At 72.4% G+C, this 24,055-nt stretch carries 14 protein-coding genes; 7 read left to right on the top strand and 7 right to left on the bottom strand.

The annotated features are described in order from the left end of the window. Positions 1-45 precede the first annotated feature (45 nt). Positions 46-1,563 carry a glycerol kinase GlpK gene (gene glpK / locus ACIBA9_RS19875; protein ID WP_399364661.1) on the top strand — a complete coding sequence of 506 codons (1,518 nt, stop codon included), beginning with the start codon at positions 46-48 and terminating at the stop codon, positions 1,561-1,563. Positions 1,564-1,754: 191 nt separating this feature from the next. On the opposite strand, the gene ACIBA9_RS19880 is transcribed toward glpK, so the two are convergent. Genes ACIBA9_RS19880 through ACIBA9_RS19900 form a run of 5 tightly spaced genes read right to left on the bottom strand, consistent with a single transcriptional unit; the run spans position 1,755 to position 9,821 of the window. Continuing rightward, positions 1,755-2,360: a GTP-binding protein gene (locus tag ACIBA9_RS19880; protein WP_399364663.1), complete on the bottom strand. Its 606-nt coding sequence runs from the start codon at positions 2,358-2,360 to the stop codon at positions 1,755-1,757. After that, a complete protein-coding gene (locus ACIBA9_RS19885) occupies positions 2,341-6,003 on the bottom strand; it encodes a hydantoinase B/oxoprolinase family protein (RefSeq protein WP_399364665.1) in 3,663 nt (1,220 codons plus the stop codon). The genes ACIBA9_RS19880 and ACIBA9_RS19885 overlap by 20 nt, the downstream gene beginning before the upstream one ends. 24 nt (positions 6,004-6,027) lie before the next feature. After that, complete coding sequence (locus tag ACIBA9_RS19890) at positions 6,028-6,423, bottom strand: DUF742 domain-containing protein (RefSeq protein ID WP_362161634.1); 396 nt, start codon at positions 6,421-6,423, stop codon at positions 6,028-6,030. Positions 6,424-6,432: 9 nt separating this feature from the next. After that, the gene (locus tag ACIBA9_RS19895) at positions 6,433-6,870 is read right to left on the bottom strand and encodes a roadblock/LC7 domain-containing protein (RefSeq protein ID WP_362161632.1); all 438 of its coding nucleotides are present in this window, start codon (positions 6,868-6,870) and stop codon (positions 6,433-6,435) included. After that, positions 6,867-9,821, bottom strand: a complete 2,955-nt coding sequence (locus ACIBA9_RS19900; RefSeq protein WP_399364667.1) for a nitrate- and nitrite sensing domain-containing protein — start codon at positions 9,819-9,821, stop codon at positions 6,867-6,869. Before ACIBA9_RS19900 ends, ACIBA9_RS19895 begins: the two co-directional genes overlap by 4 nt. 401 nt (positions 9,822-10,222) lie before the next feature. On the opposite strand from ACIBA9_RS19900, the gene ACIBA9_RS19905 reads away from it, so the two are divergent. After that, on the top strand, positions 10,223-10,774 hold the full coding sequence (locus ACIBA9_RS19905) for a hypothetical protein (RefSeq protein WP_399364669.1): 552 nt from the start codon (positions 10,223-10,225) through the stop codon (positions 10,772-10,774). 180 nt (positions 10,775-10,954) lie between these two features. On the opposite strand, the gene ACIBA9_RS19910 is transcribed toward ACIBA9_RS19905, so the two are convergent. After that, on the bottom strand, positions 10,955-11,278 hold the full coding sequence (locus ACIBA9_RS19910; protein WP_362161628.1) for a bifunctional 3-phenylpropionate/cinnamic acid dioxygenase ferredoxin subunit: 324 nt from the start codon (positions 11,276-11,278) through the stop codon (positions 10,955-10,957). A gap of 537 nt (positions 11,279-11,815) precedes the next feature. Between ACIBA9_RS19910 and ACIBA9_RS19915 the strand changes: the two genes are divergently transcribed. The 5 genes from ACIBA9_RS19915 to ACIBA9_RS19935 all read left to right on the top strand — a co-directional run bounded on the left by ACIBA9_RS19915 (position 11,816) and on the right by ACIBA9_RS19935 (position 19,359). Continuing rightward, positions 11,816-12,559, top strand: coding sequence for an IclR family transcriptional regulator (locus ACIBA9_RS19915; RefSeq protein WP_399365051.1), 744 nt, complete (start codon positions 11,816-11,818; stop codon positions 12,557-12,559). Positions 12,560-12,886: 327 nt separating this feature from the next. Beyond that, positions 12,887-15,355 carry an FAD-dependent oxidoreductase gene (locus ACIBA9_RS19920; RefSeq protein ID WP_399365053.1) on the top strand — a complete coding sequence of 823 codons (2,469 nt, stop codon included), beginning with the start codon at positions 12,887-12,889 and terminating at the stop codon, positions 15,353-15,355. A 9-nt stretch (positions 15,356-15,364) separates the two neighbouring features. Continuing rightward, complete coding sequence (gene solA, locus ACIBA9_RS19925; protein WP_399364671.1) at positions 15,365-16,519, top strand: N-methyl-L-tryptophan oxidase; 1,155 nt, start codon at positions 15,365-15,367, stop codon at positions 16,517-16,519. An 11-nt stretch (positions 16,520-16,530) separates the two neighbouring features. Next, entirely contained in the window at positions 16,531-17,685 is a 1,155-nt protein-coding gene (locus ACIBA9_RS19930) for an aromatic ring-hydroxylating dioxygenase subunit alpha (RefSeq protein WP_399364673.1), read from the top strand. Positions 17,686-17,769: 84 nt separating this feature from the next. Then, positions 17,770-19,359 carry an APC family permease gene (locus ACIBA9_RS19935; protein WP_399364675.1) on the top strand — a complete coding sequence of 530 codons (1,590 nt, stop codon included), beginning with the start codon at positions 17,770-17,772 and terminating at the stop codon, positions 19,357-19,359. A 43-nt stretch (positions 19,360-19,402) separates the two neighbouring features. Here ACIBA9_RS19935 and ACIBA9_RS19940 read toward each other — a convergent pair whose 3' ends face one another. After that, positions 19,403-24,055 (bottom strand): hypothetical protein, encoded by a 4,653-nt coding sequence (locus ACIBA9_RS19940; protein WP_399364677.1) that lies wholly within the window; start codon positions 24,053-24,055, stop codon positions 19,403-19,405.

Below are 24,055 nucleotides of genomic sequence, written 5' to 3' on the forward strand. Positions count from 1 at the left end.
CTGCCCAGCGACCCGATCCCAGCGACCAGCGACCCAGGGACAGCCATGACGGACACCGAGAAGTACGTCGCCGCCATCGACCAGGGCACCACGTCCAGCCGCTGCATGGTCTTCGACCGCGGCGGCGCCATCGTCGCCGTCGACCAGCGTGAGCACCGCCAGATCTTCCCCCAACCCGGATGGGTGGAGCACGACGCCACCGAGATCTGGTCCAAGGTGCAGGCCGTGGTGGCCGGGGCACTCGCCAAGGCCGGACTGCGCGCCGATCAGCTGAGCGCGCTCGGTATCACCAACCAGCGGGAGACCACGGTCCTGTGGGACCGCACAACCGGCAAGCCGGTGCACAACGCGATCGTCTGGCAGGACACCCGCACCGCCGCTCTCTGCCGTGAACTGGGCGGCGGGGACGGCCAGGACCGTTTCCGCGACCGGACCGGACTGCCGCTGGCCAGCTACTTCTCCGGCCCCAAGGCGGCCTGGCTGCTCGACCAGGTGCCGGGTCTGCGGCAGCGGGCCGAGCGCGGCGAGATCGCGTTCGGAACCATCGACTCCTGGCTGATCTGGAACCTCACCGGCGGCACGGACGGCGGCCGGCACGTCACCGACGTCACGAACGCCGGCCGCACCCTGCTGATGAACCTGGAGACCCTCCAGTGGGACTCCTCCATCCTGTCGGCCATGAACCTCCCCGAGGCGGTGCTGCCCGAGATCGTGTCCTCGGCGGAGGTCTACGGCACCGCGGTCGGGCAGCTGGGCGGGGTGCCGGTGGCCTCCGCGCTCGGCGACCAGCAGGCCGCCGTGTTCGGGCAGGCCTGCTACGACGTCGGCACCGCCAAGAACACCTACGGCACCGGCAGTTTCCTGCTGCTGAACACCGGCGACCGGCCGGTCCCGTCCAAGAACGGGCTGCTGACGACGGTCGGCTACAAGATCGGCGGTGCCGCGCCGGTATACTGCCTGGAGGGGTCCATCGCGATAACGGGCGCGCTGGTCCAATGGTTCCGCGACCAACTCGGCATCATCCGCACGGCCGACGAGATCGAGACACTGGCGGCCGGTGTCGAGGACAACGGCGGCGCCTACATCGTGCCTGCCTTCTCGGGTCTGTTCGCGCCCTACTGGCGATCCGACGCGCGCGGTGTCGTCACCGGGCTGACCCGGTACGTCACCAAGGCGCACCTCGCGCGCGCGGTGCTTGAGGCGACGAGCTGGCAGACGCGCGAGGTCGTGGACGCCATGTACCAGGACTCCGGGGTGCGGATCACGACCCTGAAGGTCGACGGCGGCATGACGAAGAACAACCTGCTCATGCAGCATCAGGCGGACGTGCTCGGCGTCCCGGTGATCCGGCCCCGGGTGTCGGAGACCACCTGCCTGGGCGCCGCCTACGCCGCCGGGCTGGCGACCGGTGTGTGGGACGACCTGGACGAGCTGAAGTCGCACTGGCGCAAGGACGCGGAGTGGACGCCCGCCATGGATGCCTCGACGCGCGAGCGGGAGTACGGCAACTGGCGCAGGGCCGTGGAGAAGAGCTTCGGCTGGCTGGAGGAGGACGGTGCGTAGACGTCACGGCACGCGCGCGTGATCGTACGCGCGCGTGATCACACCCGCCCCGGACCGCGGCCCGTACCCCAGTCGGCGGGGGTACGGGCCGCGCCGTCGCGCCGGTGCCCGAGGGGGAACAGGTCGTGTCGGTGTGCCACGCGGCGCAGGTCGTCCCGGTGTCTCCCCGAGGCGCGGGCCGTGCGGGTGCCTCAGCCGCTGACGGTCTGGCGCGTTTCGGCCGCGTAGTCCATGGCGTGCTGGACGACGCCGATGAGCACTTCCTTGACCGTCTCCCGGTCGCGCGCGTCGCACAGCAGGACGGGCACGTCGGCGTCCAGGTCGAGGGCCCGGCGTACGGCGTCGACCGGGTAACGGGCCGCGCCCGCGAAGCAGTTGACGGCGACGATGAAGGGTATCGCCCGCCGTTCGAAGTAGTCGACGGCGGCGAAGCAGTCCTCCAGGCGACGGGTGTCGGCGAGGACGACGGCACCGAGCGCGCCCTCGGACAGCTCGTCCCACATGAACCAGAACCGCTCCTGCCCCGGCGTGCCGAAGAGGTAGAGCACCAGGTCCTCGCGCAGGGTGATGCGGCCGAAGTCCATGGCCACGGTGGTGGTGTGTTTGCCCTCCACCCCGCTGGTGTCGTCGACCGGACGACCGGCCTCGGTCAGCAGTTCCTCGGTGCGCAGCGGCCTGATCTCGCTGACCGCGCCGACGAGGGTCGTCTTGCCCACGCCGAAGCCGCCGGCCACGAGGATCTTGAGCGTGACGGGCTCGACCGGGGGCTTGCCGCGCTCAGAACGCCCGAAGATCATCGATCTCTTCTCCCGCTTGATGGTGGTCGGGTGACGGACGGCCGTAGCCTCCGCCACCCGGGGTTTCGATGACGAGTACATCGCCGGGACCGACGTCGGCCGAACCACTGCCGCCGAGGTCGGTGACCGTGCCGTCGGCCCGCTCCACGCGATTGGCGCCGAGCGCTCCGGGCGCACCGCCCGCCATGCCGTAGGGGGGCACACGGCGATGCTGGGAGAGTGTGGAGACGGTCATGGGTTCCAGGAAGCGGATGCGGCGCACCGCACCGTCGCCGCCGCGCCGGCGTCCGGCGCCGCCGCTCCCCCGCCGGACGACGAACTCCTCGAGCCGGACCGGCAGCCGCCATTCGAGGACCTCGGGGTCGGTGAGCCGGGAGTTGGTCATGTGGGTCTGGACGACGTCGGCGCCGGGGAATCCGTCGCCGGCTCCCGATCCGGAGGCGATGGTCTCGTAGTACTGGTGGCGCTGGTTGCCGAAGGTGACGTTGTTCATGGTGCCGGAGCCCTCGGCCTGGACGCCGAGCGCGGCGTACAGGGCGCCGGTGATGGCCTGGGACGTCTCGACGTTGCCCGCGACCACGGCGGCGGGCGGCTCCGGAGCGAGCATCGAGCCGGGCGGCACGACGATGTCCAAGGGGCGCAGACAGCCGTCGTTGAGCGGGATGTCGTCGGCGACCAGCGTGCGGAAGACGTACAGGACGGCCGCGTTGACGACCGCGAGGGGGGCGTTGAAGTTGGTGGTCAGCTGTGCGGAGGTGCCGGTGAAGTCGATGGTCGCGCGGCGTTCGGCGCGGTCGACGCGGACGCGGACACGGATGACGGCGCCCGAGTCGGTCTCGTAGGCGCACTCGCCGTCGTCCAGGGTGTCGACGACGCGGCGCACCGCCTCCTCGGCGTTGTCCTGGACGTGCCGCATATAGGCCTGGACGACGGGGAGGCCGAAGTCGTCGATCATGCGGCGGACTTCGTCGACGCCCTTGCGGTTCGCGGCGATCTGCGCGCGCAGGTCGGCGAGGTTGGTCCGTACGTTGCGGGAGGGGTGGGGTGCCTCGGTGAGCAGACGGCTGGTCTCCTCCTCGCGGAAGCGGCCGTTCTCGGTGAGGAGCCAGTTGTCGAAGAGGACGCCCTCCTCGTCGATGGTGTGGCTGTGGGCCGGCATGGAGCCGGGGGCGATGCCGCCGATCTCGGCGTGGTGGCCGCGCGAGGCGACGTAGAAAAGGATCCTCGGCTCCCCCGGCGTGTCACTCCCCGTGTCCGCGGGCGTGTCCGTCGCCCGCTCGGTGTCGAACACCGGGGTGATCACGGTGACGTCGGGCAGGTGTGTGCCGCCGTGGTACGGGTCGTTGACCGCGTACGTGTCGCCCGGCCGCATGGCGGTGCCGCGCCGTCGGATGACCTCTTTGACGGTGGTTCCCATGGAGCCCAGGTGGACGGGGATGTGGGGGGCGTTGGCCACGAGGCCGCCGTCGGGGTCGAACAGGGCGCAGGAGAAGTCCAGGCGTTCCTTGATGTTGACGGACTGGGCGGTGGACTCCAGCCGGGCGCCCATCTGTTCGGCGATCGACATGAACAGGTTGTTGAACACCTCGAGCTGAACCGGATCGGCTCGAGTGCCGAGATCGGAACTCTGCGTGACCGTCGTGCGTTCCATGACCAGATGCCCGTCGTCGGTCGCTGCGGCCCGCCAGCCGTCGTCGACGACGGTCGTCGCGCCGGCCTCCGTGATGATCGCGGGGCCGGTGACGGTCTCGCCGGGGGGAAGGGCCTCGCGGCGGTGGAGGGGCACGTCGCGCCAGGCGCCGCCGGTGTGGAGGCGGACGGTGTCGGGCGTGGCGGGCCGGCCCTCGTAGGGGGCGAGGGCGGAGAGTTCGGGGGGTGTGGTGATGCCGGTGGCTTCGACGGAGAGGGCTTCGACGACGATCGGGCGGTCGAGGGTGAAGGAGTACGTGGCGCGATGACGTTCTTCGAAGGCCCGCCGCATGGTGTCGGGATTGGCCAGTTCGACGGTGAGGGTGGTGTCGGTGCCGTCGTAGCGCAGCTGGGCGCGCCGGGTGACCCGGATGCGGTCCTGGGGCACGTCCTCGTCGAGGAGTTCGGCCCGGGCCGCGCTCTCCAGGTCGTCGGCGGTGTCGCGGACAGCCGGCATGGCGGCGGCTTCCAGCGGTGCCTCGACGGACTGTTCCCGCATGGCGGTGGTGTCGGCGAGCCCCATGCCGAGCGCGGACAGGACGCCTGCCATGGGAGGCACCAGCACGGTGCGGATGCCCAGCGAGTCGGCGACCCGGCAGGCGTGCTGGCCGCCGGCTCCGCCGAAGGTGGTCAGGGCGTAGCGGGTGACGTCGTGCCCCTTCTGGACGGAGATCCGCTTCACGGCGTTGGCGATGTTGGCGACGGCGATCCGCAGATAGCCCTCGGCCACCTGTTCCGCGGTGCGGTCGTCGCCGGTGCGGTCGTGGATCTCGCCCGCGAGGGCGGTGAACCGGTCGCGCACCAGGTCGCGATCGAACCGCTGGTCGCCGTGGGGGCCGAAGACGGCCGGGAAGTGGTCGGGCTGGATCCGGCCGAGCATCACGTTGGCGTCGGTGACGGTGAGCGGCCCTCCCGCGCGGTAGCCGGCGGGGCCCGGGGTGGCGCCCGCGGAGTCGGGGCCGACGCGGTAGCGGGAGCCGTCGAAGTGCAGGACGGAGCCGCCGCCGGCCGCGACGGTGTGGATGTCCAGCATGGGGGCGCGCAGCCGGACGCCCGCGATGCGGGTGGTGAAGACGCGCTCGTAGTCGCCGGCGAAGTGCGAGACGTCGGTGGAGGTGCCGCCCATGTCGAAACCGATCACGCGGTCGAAGCCGGCGCGCTGCGACATCCGTGCCATGCCGACGATGCCGCCGGCCGGCCCGGAGAGCACGGCGTCCTTGCCGCGGAACTGTCCGGCCTCCGTCAGTCCGCCGTTGGACTGCATGAACATCAGCCGTACGCCGTGGAGTTCGTCGGCGATCCGCCGGACGTAGCGGTGCAGCACGGGCGAGAGGTAGGCGTCGACGACAGCGGTGTCCCCGCGCGGCACGAGTTTCATCAGCGGACTGACCTCGCTGGACAGCGAGATCTGCGGGAAGCCGGTGCGGGCGGCGAGGTCGCCGATCGCCTGTTCGTGGGCGGGATACAGATGGCTGTGCAGGCAGACGACCGCGACCGCCCGGATCCCGTCGTCGTACGCCTGCCGCAGTGGGCCGGCGAGGGCGTCCAGGTCGGGGGCGCGCAGGACGGTGCCGTCCGCGGCGACGCGCTCGTCCGCCTCGACGACCCGCTCGTGGAGTAGCTCGGGCAGCTCGATACGGCGGGCGAAGATGTCGGGGCGGTTCTGGTAGGCGATGCGCAGGGCGTCACGGAATCCGCGGGTGATGACGAGGAGGGTGCGTTCGCCCTTGCGTTCCAGCAGGGCGTTGGTGGCGACCGTGGTGCCCATGCGGACGGACTCGACGGGTTCCGTCGAGTCGCCGAGGAGTTCGCGTACGCCGGCGACGGCCGCGTCGTCGTACCGGGCGGGGTTCTCGGACAGCAGTTTGTGGGTGAGCAGCCGGCCGTCCGGGCGCCGCGCGACGATGTCGGTGAAGGTGCCGCCTCGGTCGACCCAGAACTGCCAGCCTGTCACGTCAGTACTCCGCTTCCGCGCCGGTCACAGCGCCCGGAGGCCGTTGATCACGTCGCGCAGAATACTCTCGTCCGGCAGCTCGGCCGGCGGCACCGGACGGGTGACATGGACGAACTCCGCGTGCACGAGGTCGCCGATGAGGACCCGGACCACCCCGGTGGGCAGATCGAGTTCCGCGGCGAGTTCGGCCACCGACTGTGGCGTGTCCCGGCAGAGCCCGACGATCTCCACGTGCTCGGGAGAGAGCGTCGGGTCCGCTTCCGGGTCGCCCGCGTCGGGCTCCGTGACGACCACCGCGATGAGGTCGAGGCGGTGCTGGGCCACACTCGTGGTGCGGCCCCGCGTCATGGCGTACGGGCGGACGACCGGTCCGGCCTCGTCGTCGAACCAGTGGTTGCTTCCCTGACCGTCTCCGCTCATGTCATCCCACTACCCGCCTGCGGGCGTGTCGGTGCGCGGGGCGCTGGCCAGGTGCACGCCGACTCGCTTGACCAGGAGCGTCATCTCGTAGGCGACCTGTCCGACGTCGGAGTCGGCGTCGGACAGGACGGCGAGGCAGCTGCCGTCACCGGCGGCGGTGACGAACAGGAAGGCGTCGTCGAGCTCGACCACCGTCTGGCGCACGCTGCCCGCCTCGAAGTGGCGTCCCACCCCCTTGGCGAGGCTGTGGAAGCCGGACGCGACGGCGGCCAGATGCTCGCTGTCCTCCCTGGTCAGGTCCTTGGAGATCCCGGTGGGCAGCCCGTCGCCGGACAGGACGACGGCCTTCCGGATGCTGGCGACCCGGTCGACGAGCTCGTCCAGGAGCCAGTTCAGCTCCCCCCTGTTCGTCGTCGCGGTGTGGTCGGTCGCCTTCGGTGCGGTCATCGACCGTCCCCCTTAGTGGTTCCTTGTGCTGTGTCGTTCTGGGCCCCGTCGCCCGTGGCGTTCTCCTCACGGCCACGCTGCCAGCCGCGCTGGAGCGAGGCCATCCGGCTGCGGACCTCGTCCGCGTCGCGGTCGGCGGGCTGGGCCGCGCGCGTGGAGCGGCGTTCGGTGTCCTGCTTGAGCTGGGGGGCCAGGCTGGCCTGGCGGATACGCCGGGGCAGTGCCCCGGTGCTCTGTCCGTCGGCCGCCGCGCCCACCGGCGTGCCGGCTGTGGTGCGGGGTGTGCCGCCCGCGGACCACGGCGTGTCGCGTGCGGGAAGGGACGGAGTGCCGTCGGACCGAGGTGCGGCGTCTGCGTACCGGGGCGTGTCACCGAAGGGTGCCTGGCGGGGCGCGTCGCCCCGGCCCCCGGGCGGGAGCGTCGGGGGCCGGCCGCGCATGGGCAGCACCGGGGGCTCGGACGACTCGCCGCTTCCGGCGGCCGGAGCGGTACCGGGCTCGTCCACGTGGTCGGCGACCTCGGCCGGGCGCCGGGAGGCCGCGCCCCGGCGCCGGGCGGGCAGCGGAGCCAGGCCGCCCGTGTCGACTCGGCGGGGGCCGCCGGAGGGCTGCTGGTCCGGTTCCGTGCGGTGCGGGTGCTGCCCGTCCGGTCCGTCCGCCCGGCGGGAGCGCTGGTCGGTGACGGGCTTGCCGTGTGAACTGACCAGCTTGGGGGTCTGTCGTCGCGGCAGGGGCACGGCGCCGCGGTCGACGCCGCCCTCATGCGAGGGGAGGTCGTCCGGCAGGTTCGCCGTCCGGTCCTCGCCGCCGGCCAGGGAGCGGCGGGGCCGGAAGAGCCCCCCGCGTTCACTGTCCTCGTCCGCGAGGACGCCGGGGAAGTCGTCGAGGGCGTCCAGGTCGACGGGCGGCTCCAGCTCGACCGGGCCGTCCAGCAGGGAGGTCGGCATGCCCGGGAGTTGCACGGGCGCCTGGGACCGTCCGGCGGCACGGCTCACCGCCGGCCCGGGCTCCCTTGAGGGCCGGGCCCTGTCGAGGCGGAAGCCGATGCCGTTGGTGTCCGGTACGTCGTCGGTCAGCAGCGTGTCCGGGACGAAGACCACGGCGGTGGTGCCGCCGTAGGGCGAGGGCTGGAGGGAGACGCGGACGTTCTGGCGCTGGGCGAGGCGGCTGACCACGAACAGACCCAGCCGGTCGGTGTCGGAGAGTTCGAACTCGGGCGTCTCGGCGAGGCGGAGATTGGCGTCCAGGAGTGCCTCGGCCGTCATGCCGAGACCCCGGTCGTGGATCTCCAGCGTGAATCCGTTGGCGACCCGCTCGCCGAGGACCTGGACGGCGGTGTGCGGAGGCGAGAACACCGTGGCGTTCTCCAGGAGTTCGGCCACGAGGTGGGTGAGGTCGGCGACGGCCGGCCCGGTGACCGCGATGCGGGGCAGACGCCGTACCTCGATGCGCTCGTAGTCCTCGACCTCGGCGACGGAGGCGCGGACGACGTCCATCAGCTGCACCGGGCGGCGCCACTGCCGGGACGGCGCGGCGCCGGAGAGGATCACCAGGCCTTCGGCGTGGCGGCGCATGCGGGTGGTGAGGTGGTCCAGGCGGAACAGGTCGGCGAGTTCGTCGGTGTCCTCGGTCCGGCGTTCCATGGTGTCGAGCAGGGTGAGCTGCTTGTGCAGCAGCACCTGACTGCGGCGCGCGAGGTTGACGAAGACCTCGGAGACGCCGGAGCGCAGCGCGGACTGCTTGACGGCCGCCTCGACCGCCGCGCGCTGCAGGGTGTTGAGGGCCTGCCCCACCTCGCCTATCTCGTTCTTGTCGTACTCCAGGCGCGGCACTTCCGTCTCGACGTCGACCTGTTCACCGGCCGACAGCCGGCGCATCACGCTGGGCAGCCGGATACCGGACGCCTCGTGCGCCTCCATGCGCAGCTGGCGCAGATCGCGGATGAGGGTGCGGCCCATCCGGACGGAGAGGAAGAGGGAGAACAGCAGGGCGGCCAGGCCGAGCAGGCCCGCGACGGCGGCCTGCGCGATGACGCCCATGGCCACGGGGCGCATCCGGTCCTGGAAGCGGTCACCCGCCTGGTCGTCGAGGGTGCCGAGTTCCTTCAGCACTCCGGCCGCGGCGGAGTCCCAGCTCTTGGCGGTGACTCCGTGGGGGGTACCGGCACCCGCGTCGATGACGTCCTGTTCGGCCACGCGCAGCGGCGCCGTGGTGGCGTTCTTCCAGAAGCTTTCGTACCGTTCGCGTTCGGCGTCGGGCAGCAGCGGCAGGTTGATGTCGTACAGGAGGCTGCGCTGGGCGGCGAGGTCGGAGATGTCCCGGATCTCGTCACGGGTGAGCCGGCCGACGACGAGGGAGGAACCGAGGAGGGCGTCCTCCCGGGAGAGCAGTTCGCGGGCGCGGGTGATGTTGACCAGGGCGCGCGACTGCTTGTCCATGTCGACGTCGTCGATGCCCTCGAGAGCGGCGAGCAGCGTGTAGCAGGGATCGACGAGACGGTTGTAGAGGTCGTACGCCTGGGCCCGGGTGACGGTGCCCTCCTCGACGCTGCGGCGCAGCGAGCCGAGGCCGGTGAAGGCGTCCAGGGCGGCGTTGAGACGCTCGCGGTCGGCGGCGTCCATGCCGTCGCGGGTGTCGTGGTCGGCGTTCCTGCGGATCTCGCCGACCGCCCGGTCGGTGGCGCCGCGGGTGCGGTGCAGAGCGGCGAGGGCGTCGGCGGCCCGCGGGTCGGCGAGGTAGACGAGGGTCTGGCGACGCTCCTGCTGCAGGACGCGGACGGTGTCCTCGGTGGGATAGCCGATGTCCTGTACGACATCGGACACCCGGAACAGCCGGGCGACCTCACGCCCCGTGAGTACCGTGGCGAAACCCCATACGGCGGCCAGGGACACCAGCGGCACGAGAAGCAGCGCCACGATCTTCCGGCGGATCGACTTCCCGCGAAAGCGCATGGCCTCCCCCAGCTCGACCCCCGCCGGCCGGGGGTGCATATGTGCGTCAACAAACGGCGCGAGCCTACTACCGACGCGCGGCTAACTCGAAGACGTGTCCGGAGGGCGAACTTCCGTATCAGCGGCGAGACATGGGGAGTTGTCCGTGCATTGGGGGAGATTGCCACCGAGTTTCGGCGGGGAGTTCCGCGATCGGGGGTGGCGTCCGGGCGGGCGGTTGGCTGGATTTTTTCGCCAGGCGGGAATCTTTGCGTGATCTCGCGCGTCCTTACCCGTGGGAGACGGGGGCGGAATGGGACATAGGAGCCGCATCCCGCATCCCGGCGGCGTAAAGCAGCGCAAGCCGGGCAGCCACTGGGGAGTCGGGTGTCGTCGGACACCGGGCGAATGGTCTGCCGGCGGTGGGGAGTGACACGGTGATGGGCACGGCGGAGCGGCGCGAGGCGCCCGAGGAGAGCGTGGCGGTGCGCTCGGCGGCGCGGCCGGGCACGAAGGCAGTGGAAGGTGGCATTCCGTCGCCCTGGCGGGGCGGGGGGCCGGACGCTGAAGAAGAGTCGAGGATGTCCCGGCCGTTGTGGGTCGAGGAGCCCGCGCGACGGCACCCGATGCCGGATCCGGTGCGTACGGCGGCGGTGCGCGCGGTCATCGTCATCGCGGTGACCCTGATCCAGGCGATGGTGGCGTTCCTGTGCACCATGGCGGGGTCCTGGACGGCCTTCCCGATGGTCATCGGCGGCGTGGTCGGCACGGTGGTCGCCACCTGGGCCGTGGTGGACGTATGGGTGACCCGTCAGGTGTGGAGCCAGCGCTACGGCGTGGTCTCCGAGCCGAGCAGCACGGCCCGGGCGCTGCGCCGCGAGCGTCGCGCCCGCCACCGCCAGGAGCGGACGGCCCTGCGTGAACAGGAGCGGATACGCAGGCGCGGGGGCGCCGGACAGCTGTCGCATCCCTGAGCGCGGGGCCGGATCCCCGGTTCGAGTCCAACGGGCCGGCGCCGACGGAGCGGGACGCGAGCGGCCGGTGCGTGCCGGCGCGGCGGATCGGGAGCGGTTCAGCCCACCGGTCTCACTCGCGACGCGGGCGGAAGGGCGGGCGGCCGGCGCCGGGCGGCCCACGGCGGTCGTCGGCCGCGGTCACGCGGCCGTGCCCTCCTTCGCCGTGAGGTCCACGTGGACGACGCCGTCCTCGACCGTCACCCGGTGGGTGCGCACGGGGCGGCGGGCCGGGAGGCAGGTCGGTTCGCCGGTGCGCAGGTCGAAGGACGCGGCGTGCAGCGGGCATTCGACCTGGCAGCCTTCCAGCCAGCCTTCGGAGAGCGAGGCGTCCTGGTGGGTGCAGGTGTCGTCGATGGCGTACAGCTCGCCCTGCTCGGTGCGGAACACGGCGATGGGTGGGGTGGTCTCGACGCGGACGGACTCGCCCTCGGGGAGGTCTTCGAGGCGGCAGACGGGAATCACGGGCCCCCCTCTCGGTCCGGGACACTCGGGTCCGGGACCTGCTCGATGCAGGCGTCAGGGATGGCGGGCGGAAACCGGGACTTCGGCCGGTCCGGCCCGGTGAAGCGAATCGGGAGCGCCCGTGGCGTCCTCGGTCGGGGCGTTCCCGAGTAGCCCGAGTGATCCGGGTGGTCCGGTACTCCGAGTGGTCCTGGTGCTTCCGTCGCTGGTAGTTACGTTGGTCCGGGTACTTGCGTTGGTCGAGTGCTCCGGACCGTGCGCGCGGCGCTGCGCAGGACAGTCCGGCACCCTTCCGGGACCGAGGCGCTTCAGTAACATGATGTTGCGCATGGCGCACGCTCCAGCGCCGTGCGCAACAGAATCCGCGCGGGACGAGCGTCGCGTCAAGGGCTTCCCGCGGATGCGGCCCGAACCGGGCCCACAAGTGGTGGGAGTTGAGCCATGACCCGCACGCGCGAGCCGTCCGACCACGGCGAGGAGAGCACGCGGAGCCCACGCATCCCGGCGAGCCGCAACGGCCGGGGCACGGCCGGTGCGGTGCAGTCGGTGGACCGCGCGGTGAGTGTGCTGGAGATCCTCGCCCGGCACGGCGAGGCGGGCGTCACCGAGATCGCCGACGAGCTGGAGGTCCACAAGTCCACCGCGTTCCGGCTGCTCGGCGTCCTGGAGAACCGGGGCCTGGTGGCCCAGGCGAAGGATCGCGGCAAGTACTACCTGGGGGCCGGCGTACTGCGCCTCGCCGGGGCGGCGGCGGTGCGTCTGGACATCTCCCAGGAGGGCGTGCCGGTCTGCCGGGAAGTCGCCGACGAGTTGGGTGAGACGGTGAACATCGCCGTGCTCGACGACGACGCGGCGGTCAACATCATGCAGGCCCGCGGCACCGCTTCGGTCACCGCGCAGAACTGGCTGGGCAGACGCACCCCGCTGCACGCCACCTCCAGCGGCAAGGTGCTGCTCGCGCATCTGCCGGCCACCCTGCGCGAGGGGTTGCTGGCACGGCCGTTGCCGCGGTTCACCGAGCGCACGCTCACCGCCGCGTCGATGCTGCGGGCGGAACTGGAGGCCGTGGTCGAACAGGGCTACGCCGTCACGTTGGAGGAGCTGGAGCCGGGGCTCGCGGCCGTCGCGGCGCCGGTGCACGCGCACGACGGCAAGGTGATCGCGGCAATCAGCGTCTCCGGACCGGTGTACCGGCTGACCGCCGACCGGCTGCCGGAGGTGGCCAAGCGGGCGGTGGCGGCGGGCGCCGAGTTGTCCCGCCGTATGGGGTACGGCTTCTGAGCGGGCAAGCGCGGGGCCGTGTCTCCCCCGGCCCCGCCCTCGTGTGACCGAGACGTTTCGCTCCGCGGGTTCCTTTTGCCAAGGGTTAACGCGGGCCCCTTGACGGCCCCATGACGCCGTTCTCAAGATGTTCCCCACCACGCAACCCATCGTGCAATGCGCAACAGCGGAGGAGCCGTCGTCCACCCGGGCCACGGCCGGGACGACCGTCGCCACTCGGTGGTTCGGCTTCCCCCGCCGTCCGAACGGCTCCCGCTCACCGCCGTCCCCGCCACCACGAGGAGAGGCATGTCCAGCACTGCCGAATCCCACCCCCCATCGCCCGGCATGCGTTCCCCTGTCGTCGCCGGGGGCCGGACCGTGGGCCCCCGGGTCGTCGTCATCGGCGCCGGGATCGTCGGCTGCTCCCTCGCCGACGAGTTGACCGTGCGTGGCTGGACCGACGTCACCGTGCTGGAACAGGGTCCGCTGCCCGCTCCGGGGGGATCCACCTCGCACGCTCCCGGCCTCGTCTTCCAGACCAGTCCCTCGAAGACGCTCGCGCGGTTCGCCGCGTACACGATCGAGAAGTTCCGCACTCTCGAAGTGGACGGTGTGCCCTGCTTCGCCCAGGTCGGCGGTCTGGAGCTGGCGACCACCCCCGAACGCCTCGCCGACCTGCACCGCAGGGCGGGTTACGCCACCGCCTGGGGCATCCGCGGCGAGATCGTGAGCACCGCCCGCTGCAAGGAACTGTGGCCCCTGCTGGACGAGTCGGTCGTCCTCGGCGGCTTCCACACCCCCGGCGACGGCCTGGCCCGGGCGCTGCTCGCGGCCCGCGCCCAGATGGACCGGGCCACCACGCGCGGTGCCCGCTTCCTGGACCGGCACACGGTCACCGGCATCGAGCGGGAGAACAGCCGGGTCACCGCGGTCGTCACCGACCGGGGCACCTTCCCGGCGGACCACGTCGTCTCGGCGGCCGGCTTCTGGGGACCCGTGATCGGGCGCATGGCCGGAGTCGACGTACCGCTGCAGCCCCTTGCCCACCAGTACGCGAGAACGGCGCCGCTCCCCGAGCTGAGTGGCGCCACGGCCGAGGCCTCGAAGCCGATCCTCCGCTTCCAGGACCGGGATCTGTACTTCCGTGAGCACACCGACCGCATCGGTATCGGTTCGTACGCCCACCGGCCCCTGCCCGTCGACCCGTTCGCCGTCCCGTCCTACGAGGAGGCGCGTGCCCAGGACAGGGAGATGCCGTCCTCCTACCCGTTCACCGCCGAGGACTGGGCGCCGAGCTGGGAGGAGTGCCGGCGGCTGCTGCCCGCCCTGCGGGAGACGGAGATCGAGACCGGGTTCAACGGGGTGTTCTCCTTCACCCCGGACGGTATGCCGCTCCTCGGCGAGGCGCGCGAGCCGCGGGGTTTCTGGCTGGCCGAGGCGGTCTGGGTGACCCATTCCGCCGGGGTGGCGAAGGCGGTGGCCGAGTGGATGGTCGACGGGCGGCCGTCCCTCGACGTGCACGAGTGCGACCTCACCCGGTTCGAGGAGGCGCAGCGCTCACCGTCGTACGTCCGTGAACGCGGCGCGCAGCAGTTCGTCGAGGTGTACGACGTCCTCCATCCGCTCCAGCCGGCGGAGCGGGCCCGGCCGCTACGGGTCAGCCCGTTCTACGCCCGGCAGCAGCAACTCGGCGGCTTCTTCCTGGAGGGCGGCGGCTGGGAGCGCCCGCACTGGTACGAGGCCAACGCCCCGCTCGTCGACACCCTCGGCGAACTGCCCGAGCGGGACGCCTGGTCCGCGCGGTACTGGTCCCCGATCGCGGCGGCGGAGGCGAGGGCGACGCGCGAGCGGGTGGCGCTGTACGACATGACCCCGCTGCGCCGCCTGGAGGTGACCGGCCCCGGCGCCCTCGCCTTCCTCGACCGGATGACCAGCAACAACCTGCGCAGGAAGCCGGGCGCGGTCACCTACACCCTGCTTCTGGACGAGGGCGGAGGCATCTGCTCCGACCTCACCGTGGCCCGCCTCGCTCCCGACCACTTCCAGGTGGGTGCCAACTCCCCCGCCGACCTGGACCGGCTGCTGCGCCACGCGCCGGCGGACGTCCGGATCCGGGAGGTCACCTCCGGCACCTGCTGTATCGGCGTCTGGGGCCCCCTGGCCCGCGACCTCGTCCAGCCGCTCACCCACGACGACTTCTCCCACGAGGGCTTCGGCTACTTCCGCGCGAAGCGGACGCACATCGGGCACGTACCGGTGACGGCACTGCGGCTGAGCTACGTCGGCGAGCTGGGCTGGGAGCTGTACACCACCGCCGATTCGGGGCTGCGGCTCTGGGACACGCTGTGGGAGGCCGGGCAACGGCTGGGGGTGGTCGCGGCGGGGCGCTCCGCGTTCAACTCCCTGCGGCTGGAGAAGGGGTACCGGGCCTGGGGCACCGACATGACAGCCGAGGACACTCCCTTCGAGGCCGGACTCGGCTTCGCCGTCCGCATGGACAAGGAGGGCTTCACCGGCCAGGCAGCTCTGCGGGACCTGGCCGAGCCCACGCGCCGTCTCACCCCGCTGCTCCTGACGGATCCCGCGGCCGTGGTGCTCGGCAAGGAGCCCGTCCGGGTCGACGGCGCCCCGGCCGGCCACGTCACCAGCGCGGCGTACGGCTACACGCTCGGTCGCTGCGTCGCCTATGCCTGGCTGCCGGCGGGGCTCCCCACCGGCACGGACGTCCACATCGAGTACTTCGGCGAGAAGATCGCGGCCACGGTCGCCGACGAGCCGCTGGTCGACCCGGAGATGACCCGCATCCGCCGCTAGGAGGCGCCCGTGTCCCCGTCCTACGACGTCATCGTCATCGGTCTCGGCGGCATGGGCAGCGCCGCCGCCCACCATCTGTCCGCGCGCGGTGCCCGCGTCCTCGGCCTGGAGAGGTTCGGCCCGGTGCACAACCGGGGCTCCAGCCACGGCGGTTCGCGGATCACCCGGCAGTCCTACTTCGAGGACCCGGCGTACGTGCCGCTCCTGCTGCGCGCCTACGAGCTGTACGAGGACCTGGCGCGAGCCACCGGCCGGGAGATCGCGGTGCTGAGCGGCGGGGTGATGGTCGGCCGGCCGGAGTCCCGGACCGTCTCGGGCTCCCTGCTCTCGGCCCGGCGGTGGGACCTGCCGCACGAGATGCTCGACGCGAAGGAGATCCGCCGCCGGTTTCCGACTCTGGCCCCGGACGACGACGAGGTGGCGCTGTACGAGCGGAAGGCCGGCCTGCTCCGCCCCGAGAACACGGTCGCCGCGCATCTTCAACTGGCCACCCGCCAGGGTGCCCGGCTGCACTTCGAGGAGCCGATGCTGCGCTGGGAGCCGTACCGGGACGGTGTACGCGTCCACACGGCCGAGGACACCTACACGGCCGAGCGGTTGGTGATCTGCCCGGGCGCGTGGGCGCCTCGGCTGCTCGATGACATCGGCGTACCGGTCACCGTCGAGCGGCAGGTCATGTACTGGTTCCAGCCCAGGAGCGGCATCGAGCGGTTCGTTCCCCGCCGCCACCCGATCTACGTCTGGGAGGACACGGCCGGTGTCCAGGTGTACGGCTTCCCGGCCATCGACGGGCCGGAGGGGGGCGCCAAGGTCGCCTTCTTCCGCAAGGGGCGGGTCACCACGCCGGAGACCATCGACCGGACGGTGCACGACGACGAGGTCCGGGCCATGGCCGACCACATGTCCCGCCACGTCCCGGACCTTCCCGGCACCTTCCTCAAGGCGGCCACCTGCATGTACTCCACCACCCCGGACGAGCACTTCGTGATCGCCCGGCACCCGCTCCATCCGGAGTCGGTGACCGTGGCCTGCGGCTTCTCCGGGCATGGCTTCAAGTTCGTGCCGGTCGTCGGCGAGATCCTGGCCGACCTGGCGCTCACCGGCTCCACCGCGCACCCGATCGGTCTGTTCGACCCCGCCCGCCTCACCGCCGCGCCCGCCTGAGGAGCCCGCCCGTGCCGACGACCCCGATCCCCCCGACCTCCGCGACCTCCGCCTCCGCGAGTCTCATCGCTACGCTGCCGGGCCGCTACTACACCGATGCGGAGGTCTTCCGGCGGGAGCAGGAGACCCTCTTCGAGTCGATGTGGTTCTGCGCGGTCCGCACCGCCGATCTGGACCGGCCGGGCGCGTTCCGTACGGTCCGGGTGGGCCGGGAGAGCGTCATCGTCATCCGCACCCGTGCCGGGGCGCTGCGCGCGTTCCTCAATGTGTGCCGGCACCGCGGGGCCCGGCTGTGCCTGGAGGAGTCCGGCGAGGCAGGCCGCGCCCTGCGGTGCCCGTACCACGCATGGACGTACGACCTTGACGGCACATTGATCGCCGCACCCAACTTGATCAAGATGCCGGACGTCGACCGGCTCGCGTACGGATTGATCAAGGTGTCCCTGCGCGAATGGCTCGGTTACGCCTGGGTGTGCCTGGCCGACGAACCGCCGTCCTTCGAGGACACGGTGACGCACGCGGCCGTGGAGCGGCTCGGCGACGCGGCCGTCCTGGAGCGCTACGGCACCGAGCGACTCGCTCTCGGCAAGCGCGTCACCTACGACGTGCGGGCCAACTGGAAGCTGATCGTCGAGAACTTCATGGAGTGCTACCACTGCGCGACGATCCATCCGGAACTCACCGAGGTGCTGCCGGAGTTCGCGCAAGGGTACGCGGCCCAGTACTACGTGGGCCACGGCGCGGAGTTCGGCGCGGGGATCGAGGGCTTCACGGTGGACGGCAGCCCGGGTTTCGCCAGACTGCCCGAGGTGGGTGCCGATCAGGACCGCCGCTACTACGCCATCACGATCAAGCCGACCGTGTTCGTCAACCTCGTCCCCGATCATGTGATCCTGCACCGCATGTTCCCCTTGGCCGAGGACCGCACGGTGGTGGAGTGCGACTGGCTGTACGCGCCGGAGGTGGTGGCCTCGGGCGCGGACGTGTCGAGGTCCGTGGAGCTGTTCCACCGCGTCAACGTCCAGGACTTCGAGGCCTGTGAGCGCACCCAGCCGGCGATGTCCTCGCGCGCGTACCGCGCGGGCGGGGTACTGGTCCCCAACGAACACCACATCGGGGTCTTCCACGCGTGGCTGCTGAACCGGCTGGGGGACGCCGACGCCTGATCCACCTCTAGACGAACCGCATCCGGCGCGATACCGCGCCGGCACCCCAGCTCCGGTCCGACCGACAGCCGCAGGAGTCCGCTCATGACGACCACCGATCCATCGCCGGGCCCGCACAGCGCGGGCCCGCACCACCACGACGACGCCGAGCTCGCCGAGTTCGGCTACAAACCCGAACTCAAACGCACCCTGGGCAACTTCCACACCTTCGCCGCCGGGATCAGCTACATCTCGATCCTCACGGGCACCTTCCAGCTGTTCTACTTCGGGTACGGCAGTGGTGGCCCCGCGTACTGGTGGTCGTGGCCGATGGTGTTCGCCGGCCAGTTCGCGGTGGCGCTGTGCTTCGCCGAGCTGGCCGCCCGCTATCCGGTGGCCGGCTCGGTCTACAACTGGTCGAAGAAGGTCGGCAGTCCGCATCTGGGCTGGCTGGCCGGCTGGATGATGCTGGTCGCGTCGATCGTGTCCATCGCGGCGGTGGCGCTGGCGTATCAGCTGACGCTGCCGCAGATCTCGTCCACGTTCCAGCTCGTCGGGGACGGCACGGGCAAGTACGACGTGGCGACCAACGCGGTCGTTCTGGCGACGGTGTTGATCCTGTTCACCACGCTGGTCAATGCCTTCGGCGTCAAGTTGATGGCCACGATCAACACGGCCGGTGTCTTCATCGAGTTGATCGCGACGGTTGTATTGATCATCCTGTTCGCCGTCCACATCACCCGCGGCCCTCAAGTCGTCATGCAGACGAACCACACCGGCACGGGCCACTCCACCGGATATCTCGGCGCGTTCTTGGTGGCCTCGCTGGCGTCGGCCTACGTCATGTACGGCTTCGACACCGCCGCCTCGCTCGGTGAGGAGTCGCTCGACCCCTCCCGGAACGCGCCGCGCGCCATCATCCGGGCGATCGTCGCCTCGTTCGTGCTGGGTGGTCTGGTGCTGCTGCTGGCGCTCATGAGCGTCTCCAGTCTCCGGGGCGCCAAGCTGTCGACGGACGGCCTGCAGTACGCCGTGCTGGACGTGCTCGGTCCGACGGCCGGCAAGGCGATGCTCTGGTGTGTGCTGATCGCGGTCACGGTGTGCGCGCTGGCCGTGCACACGGCGGCGATCCGGCTGGCGTTCGCGATGGCTCGGGACACCAACCTGCCGGCGTCCTCCCTGATCGCCCGGGTCAGCCCGCGGTTCCGGACCCCGGTACTGCCGGCCGTGATCATCGGTGTGCTGGCGCTGGCGATCCTCGTGGTCAACATCCGCCAGCCGCAGATCTTCACGGTCGTCACCAGCATCGGCATCATCATGATCTACCTCGCCTACCTCGGCGTCACGGCGCCGATGCTGGTGGCCCGGCTGCGCGGGAGGTGGCGGCCGGCCGGCGGGGGAAGGTTCTCGATGGGGCGCTGGGGGCTGCCGGTGAACGTCGTGGCCGTGGTGTGGGGCGCGGGCATGACGGTCAATCTGATCTGGCCCCGGGCCGCGGTGTACAACGCGACCGCTCCCCACCACTGGTACCTGCGCTGGGGAGCGGTGCTGTTCGTCGCGGTCATCGCGGGCGGTGGCTTCGCCTACTACTGGTTGGTCCAGCGCCATCGCACCGGCGTCCTCGCCGAGCACCGGCTGGAGTCGTCGTCCGCCGCCGCCCCGGCCACCCCCCTCAGCGCTCCGCCGGCCGACTAGGAGCTGAGCGCTCCTGGGCGTCGACCGGCCTGGCCGGCCCCCGCTACGGCATGCTCGGGGCCGGCTTCCGGTACATCCGTGTCGCCGTGATCTCGCTGCGCACCGTTTCTCCGGTCTGGGGCTGCTGCGGCAACCCGGGCCGCAGGTGTTCCTCCACACTGATGTACTTCAGGCCGGCCCTCAGGTCGGCGTCGTTGCGCAGCCGGATGACCAGCGGGAACTCCGCGAGCGCGGTGGTGTCGAACAGGCCCGTGGTGTAGAGCAGCTGTACGCCCAGCGCGTCGGAGACCGCCCGCTGGAGTTCCAGCAGATACGTGGCGTTGGCGCGGCCGATCGGGTTGTCCAGGAACAGCGTGCCCGCGTACCGGTGCTTGTCCCGGCCCCGGTCGTTCGACCGGAGCGCGGCCATCGTGCAGTACAGCGCGATGGCCGCGGTGAGCAGCTGGCCGCCGGAGAAGACGTCGCCCATCTGGCCGACCGGGACGCGCTCGGCGCGCAGCACCGCGTCGGGCTTGAGGATCTCGACCGCCACGCCCTTGGGCTGAAGCGCCGCCGCCACTCCGCGCAGCAGCAGGGACACGCCGTCGCGGCGCAGGTCCGAGTTCTTCTTCACGGCCGCGCGCGTGGCCTCGTCGACGACCTCCCCGAGCCGTTCGGTGAGCGTGGCCTGGTCGGGTTCCTCGAAGCGGATGCGCAGGAACTCCTGTCCCGACCACTCCCCGAGTCCCTCCGGCAGCCGGGAGAGCCGCTGGGCGGACCTCAGGGTCGCCAGGGACGACTCCACGAGACCGCGCAGCCGGTCCACGATCGAGTCCCGGTTGCGTTCCAGCTGGGCCAGTTCGTCGGTCAGGACGCGCAGCCGGGGTGCGAAGGCGTCGGCCCACTTCTGGGCGTGCTCGGGCAGGGCGGCGGCGGGCAGCTCGCGGATCTGCTGCCGGGCGGGGGTGCGGACCTGCTCGTAGCGGGTGGAGTTGGCGTGCCGGACGAGGACGTCGCTCGCCTCGCGCACGGACGACTCGGCGGCGGACAGGTCTCCCGCGCAGCCGCGCAGTGATCGGCGGGTCTCGGCCGCGGCCTGCCGTGCCTCCTCCAGGCTGCCCGGGTACGGCTCGGACTCCTCCCGCTCCTCCTCGGGGGCGGGCTCGCGCAACAGGTCGCGGAGCATCGCGGCGATCTCGTCGAAGCCGCCTGCCGCGTCCTCGGCGGCGCGGTGGGCCGCCTGCAGCTCCGCGTGCGCGTCGCGGGCCCCGGCCAGCGCCTCGGCGCGGGTGGCCAGTTCGGCCGTCGCCGTGCGCAGGAGTGCCTGGGCGTGCTCGGCGTCGCGCGGGAGGAGTTCCCCGGGCAGCTCGGTGTGCGCCTCGGCGTCCTCGGGTGCGTGCCGCTCGGTCTCGCCGCGCAGCCGGCCGAGTTGTTCGCTCGCGGTCGACACGCGGGTCTCCAGGAGCTGCACCAGTTCCTCCGCGCGCGCGGCCGCCGCCTGCCGGGAGGGTCCGTCGGAGCCGTCGGTCGACTGCAGCAGCTGCTCGGCGCGGGTGCGGACCTTGTTGCTGAGCCGGTCCAGATCGGCGCGGGCGGCGCTCTCGTCGCTCTCGGCGCGGGCCTGCTCGGCGCGCAGGTCGGCGCCGACGCCGACCTTCTCGTACACCTGCGAGGCGGCCCGGTAGGCCTCGCGCAGAGCGGGCAGCGACGTCCGGGGGGCGTCGGAGTCCTCGACCGGTACGTCGTCGGGGGCGCCGGCGATCTCGGAGCGTTCGGCGCGCAGGGCACGCGCGGTGCGGCGGGTGTCGTCCGCCGCGCGCTGGGCGGCACGGCGGTCCTCGTCGGCGGCGCGGGCGCGCTCCAGGCATGCCTGGGCCCGAGCCTCGGACTCGGCGGCCTCGTCGGCGAGTTCGCGCAGTCTCACCTGCCAGCCCGCGCGTTCACGGAGCCGGAAGGCGAGTCCGGCCAGGGCGTCGGCGGCGCGGCGGGCCTTCTGCGCGGCCTCCTGCCGCTCGTCGCGGACCTGGGCGGCCTCGGCCGCAGTCTCGTCGGCCTCCGCGCGCGCGGTGCGGGCCTCGGCGAGTTCGGCTTCGGCCTCCTCGGCGAACGTGCGGGCGTCCTGGGCGGCCCGGTGGAGTTCGGTGAGGCGTCCGGCGGGACAGCCGGTGCGCCAGGAAGCGAGCCGGGCCGCGAGTTCGCGGTCCTTGCCGAGCCGGGCGGCGAGGGCGCGGATCTCCTCGTCACGCTCCCCCGCCCGCGCGCGCAGGGTCTGCCGTTCCTCGTCGGCGGCGTGTTCGTCGTGCATGGCCGGGTTCGGCGGCACGAGGAAGACGTCACCGGGTCCGGCGTCGTCCGCGGGGGCCGGGGCGAGCAGGGCGGCGGCCGTGCCGACGGCCACGGCGGAGCGGGGCAGCAGGGCGGCGTCGCCGAGGGCTTCGCGGGCCCGCGCGTGGGTGTCCGGGTCGGTGATGATCACGCCGTCGACCAGTTCGGGGCGGGCGGCGAGCACGCGCGCGTGGTCGGCCGGGTCGACGGCCTGCGCGAGGTAGCGCCAGCCGGGCAGTGCGGGGATGCCCTGTTCACCGAGGAATTCGACGGTGGCCAACACGTCGGGGCCGGGCGGCAGCAGTCCGCCGTCGCCGAGGGCACCGAGGATGCGGGAGTCGTCGGCGGCGGCCGTGCGCAGTTCGAAGAGATGCCGTTCGGCGCTCGCCACGGCGTCGTCGAGGAGGTCGCGCAGTTCGTCGGCGAAGCGGTCGAGTTCCTCGGCGGTGAGCGGGCCCTCGGCGGGGTCGGTGGCCGGGGCGTCGGGTGTGCCGTCGTCCGCGCCCGTGCGGGGTGCGGGCACGGCCACGCGGCGCGTCCCGGGGGCGCCGGGCAGGCTCAGCAGCTCCGCGAGCCGCTCCTCGGTGGCCAGCGACTCGGCCAGGCGCCGCTCGGCCTCCCAGGCGCGTCCGGCCGCGGTCGCCGCGTCGGCCGCGCGGGCCGCCGTCAGCTCCGCGCGGGACTCCGCCGACGCCGTCTCGCGCGCGTGCTCGGTGGCCTTGCGGGCGGCCTCGCGGGCCGCGTCCCAGGCGGCCACGGCGGTCTTCTCGGCGTCGCTTGCGGCGAGCGCGGCACGCGCCGGGTCGGCGTCCGGGGAGCTGTCGTCGAGCCAGCCGGCCCGGACGGCCTCGGCGGTCTCCTGCTCGACCTCGGCGAGGCGCTGGCGCAGATGCCCGGCCTCGCTGCGGGCGCGCTGCGCGTCGGTGGCCGCGGCGGTGGCGTCCCGATGGGCGAAGTCGCCGACCTCCTGGAGGGCGGCGGAGCGCTCCTCCTCCTCGTCGGCGAGGGTCTCGGCGCTCTCCGCGGCCGCGTGCAGTGCCCGTACGAGGTCCACGGCGGCCTTGGCACGGGCGGCGAGCGCGGGGGCCGCGTCCCGTTCGGCCTCCTGGATGGCGGCGGACACGCGCGCGACGCGGTCGGCGGCGGCGCGGTGGCGCAGCACGGCCTCGGCCGCCTGCCAGGCGGAGTGCAGGGTGCGGGCGTCGGCCAGCTCCCGCTTCTGCGCGGCGGCCGACTTCTCGGCGGCGGCCAGTGCCAGGGAGGCGTGCCGGTAGGCGAGTTCGGCGGCGATCAGGGCGCTGCGCTCGCGCGCGCCCTCGGAGTGCGTGACGGCGTAGGCGGCGGCCGTGACCCGCTGGGCGAGGTCGGTGGCGCGCACCCGTTCCCGCACGGCCCGTGCGGACAGCCGCCGGGCCAGCGTGCGGGTGCGGCGCTCGGCGCCGGCGTGGATGTCACGCGCGCGGGAACGGGTCTCGGCGGCCTCGACGATCCGGCCGAGCAGATCGACGGAGCCGGCGGTGAAGTCCCGTTCGGCGATGAGTTCGGCGCGCCGGCCGAGTTTGTTGCCGAAGCCGGCGACCAGGTCGGCGAGGCCGTCGGTGTCGCGGGTGTCGGTGACGGCGCGCAGCAGCAGGTCGGTGAAGTCGGAGTCCTTCTTGACCGCGAAGAGACCGGCGGCCTCGCCCTCGTCGGCGTTCATCTCCCGCTGGTAGCGGAAGAGTTCGGGGTCGAGGCCGAGATCGCCGAGGTGCTCGATCCAGCGGTCGTGGATCTCCTCCCAGTGCACCTCCAGATGCGGGTAGGCCTTGCCCGCCTCCATGAGGGCGTCGCGGAAGCCCTTCATGGTGCGGCGGCGGCCCTGGGCTCCGGACGTCCCCTCGGCTGGCGGGCGCACGGCGGTGGTCTCGGCCACGGGCAGACTGTCCAGGCCGAGTCCCGGGCCGGGCCGGAAGGAGTACCAGGCCTCGGCGAACTTCCGCGGGTCGTTGGAGACCTGCCGGCCGCGCCACTCGCTGACCTTGCCGACGACGACGCACTCGCCGGTCAGCACGTGCTGCCATTCCAGGGCCACGTGCCCGCAGTCGTCGGCGAGCAGGAACTTGCGCAGCACGCCGGAGCTGGCGCCGCCGAGCGTGTTGCGGTGGCCCGGCAGCATCACCGAGAAGATCAGCTTCAGCAGGACGGACTTGCCGCCGCCGTTCTCCAGGAACAGCACGCCGGCGGGTGCGGGCCGGCGCGGCGGACCGGTCGGCTCCTCCTGGAAGAACTCCGCCTGCGTGGGCGCCGGGTCGGGCACGGGCTGCCCCACGCCCCGCAGGTCAAGCACGGTGTCGGCGTAGCGCGCACCGGCGGGCCCGATGGAGTAGAGGCGGACCCGGGACAGCTCGTACAT

The sequence above is a fragment of the Streptomyces sp. NPDC051452 genome (genome assembly GCF_044454765.1).
Taxonomy (GTDB): domain Bacteria; phylum Actinomycetota; class Actinomycetes; order Streptomycetales; family Streptomycetaceae; genus Streptomyces.

Excerpts from the sequence above, each read along its gene's own strand:
- glpK (WP_399364661.1), top strand. The coding sequence starts at position 46 with ATGACGGACACCGAGAAGTACGTCGCCGCCATCGACCAGGGCACCACG.
- ACIBA9_RS19880 (WP_399364663.1), bottom strand. The coding sequence starts at position 2,360 with ATGATCTTCGGGCGTTCTGAGCGCGGCAAGCCCCCGGTCGAGCCCGTC.
- ACIBA9_RS19890 (WP_362161634.1), bottom strand. The coding sequence starts at position 6,423 with ATGAGCGGAGACGGTCAGGGAAGCAACCACTGGTTCGACGACGAGGCC.
- ACIBA9_RS19895 (WP_362161632.1), bottom strand. The coding sequence starts at position 6,870 with ATGACCGCACCGAAGGCGACCGACCACACCGCGACGACGAACAGGGGG.
- ACIBA9_RS19900 (WP_399364667.1), bottom strand. The coding sequence starts at position 9,821 with ATGCGCTTTCGCGGGAAGTCGATCCGCCGGAAGATCGTGGCGCTGCTT.
- ACIBA9_RS19920 (WP_399365053.1), top strand. The coding sequence starts at position 12,887 with ATGCGTTCCCCTGTCGTCGCCGGGGGCCGGACCGTGGGCCCCCGGGTC.
- ACIBA9_RS19935 (WP_399364675.1), top strand. The coding sequence starts at position 17,770 with ATGACGACCACCGATCCATCGCCGGGCCCGCACAGCGCGGGCCCGCAC.
- ACIBA9_RS19940 (WP_399364677.1), bottom strand. The coding sequence starts at position 24,055 with ATGTACGAGCTGTCCCGGGTCCGCCTCTACTCCATCGGGCCCGCCGGT.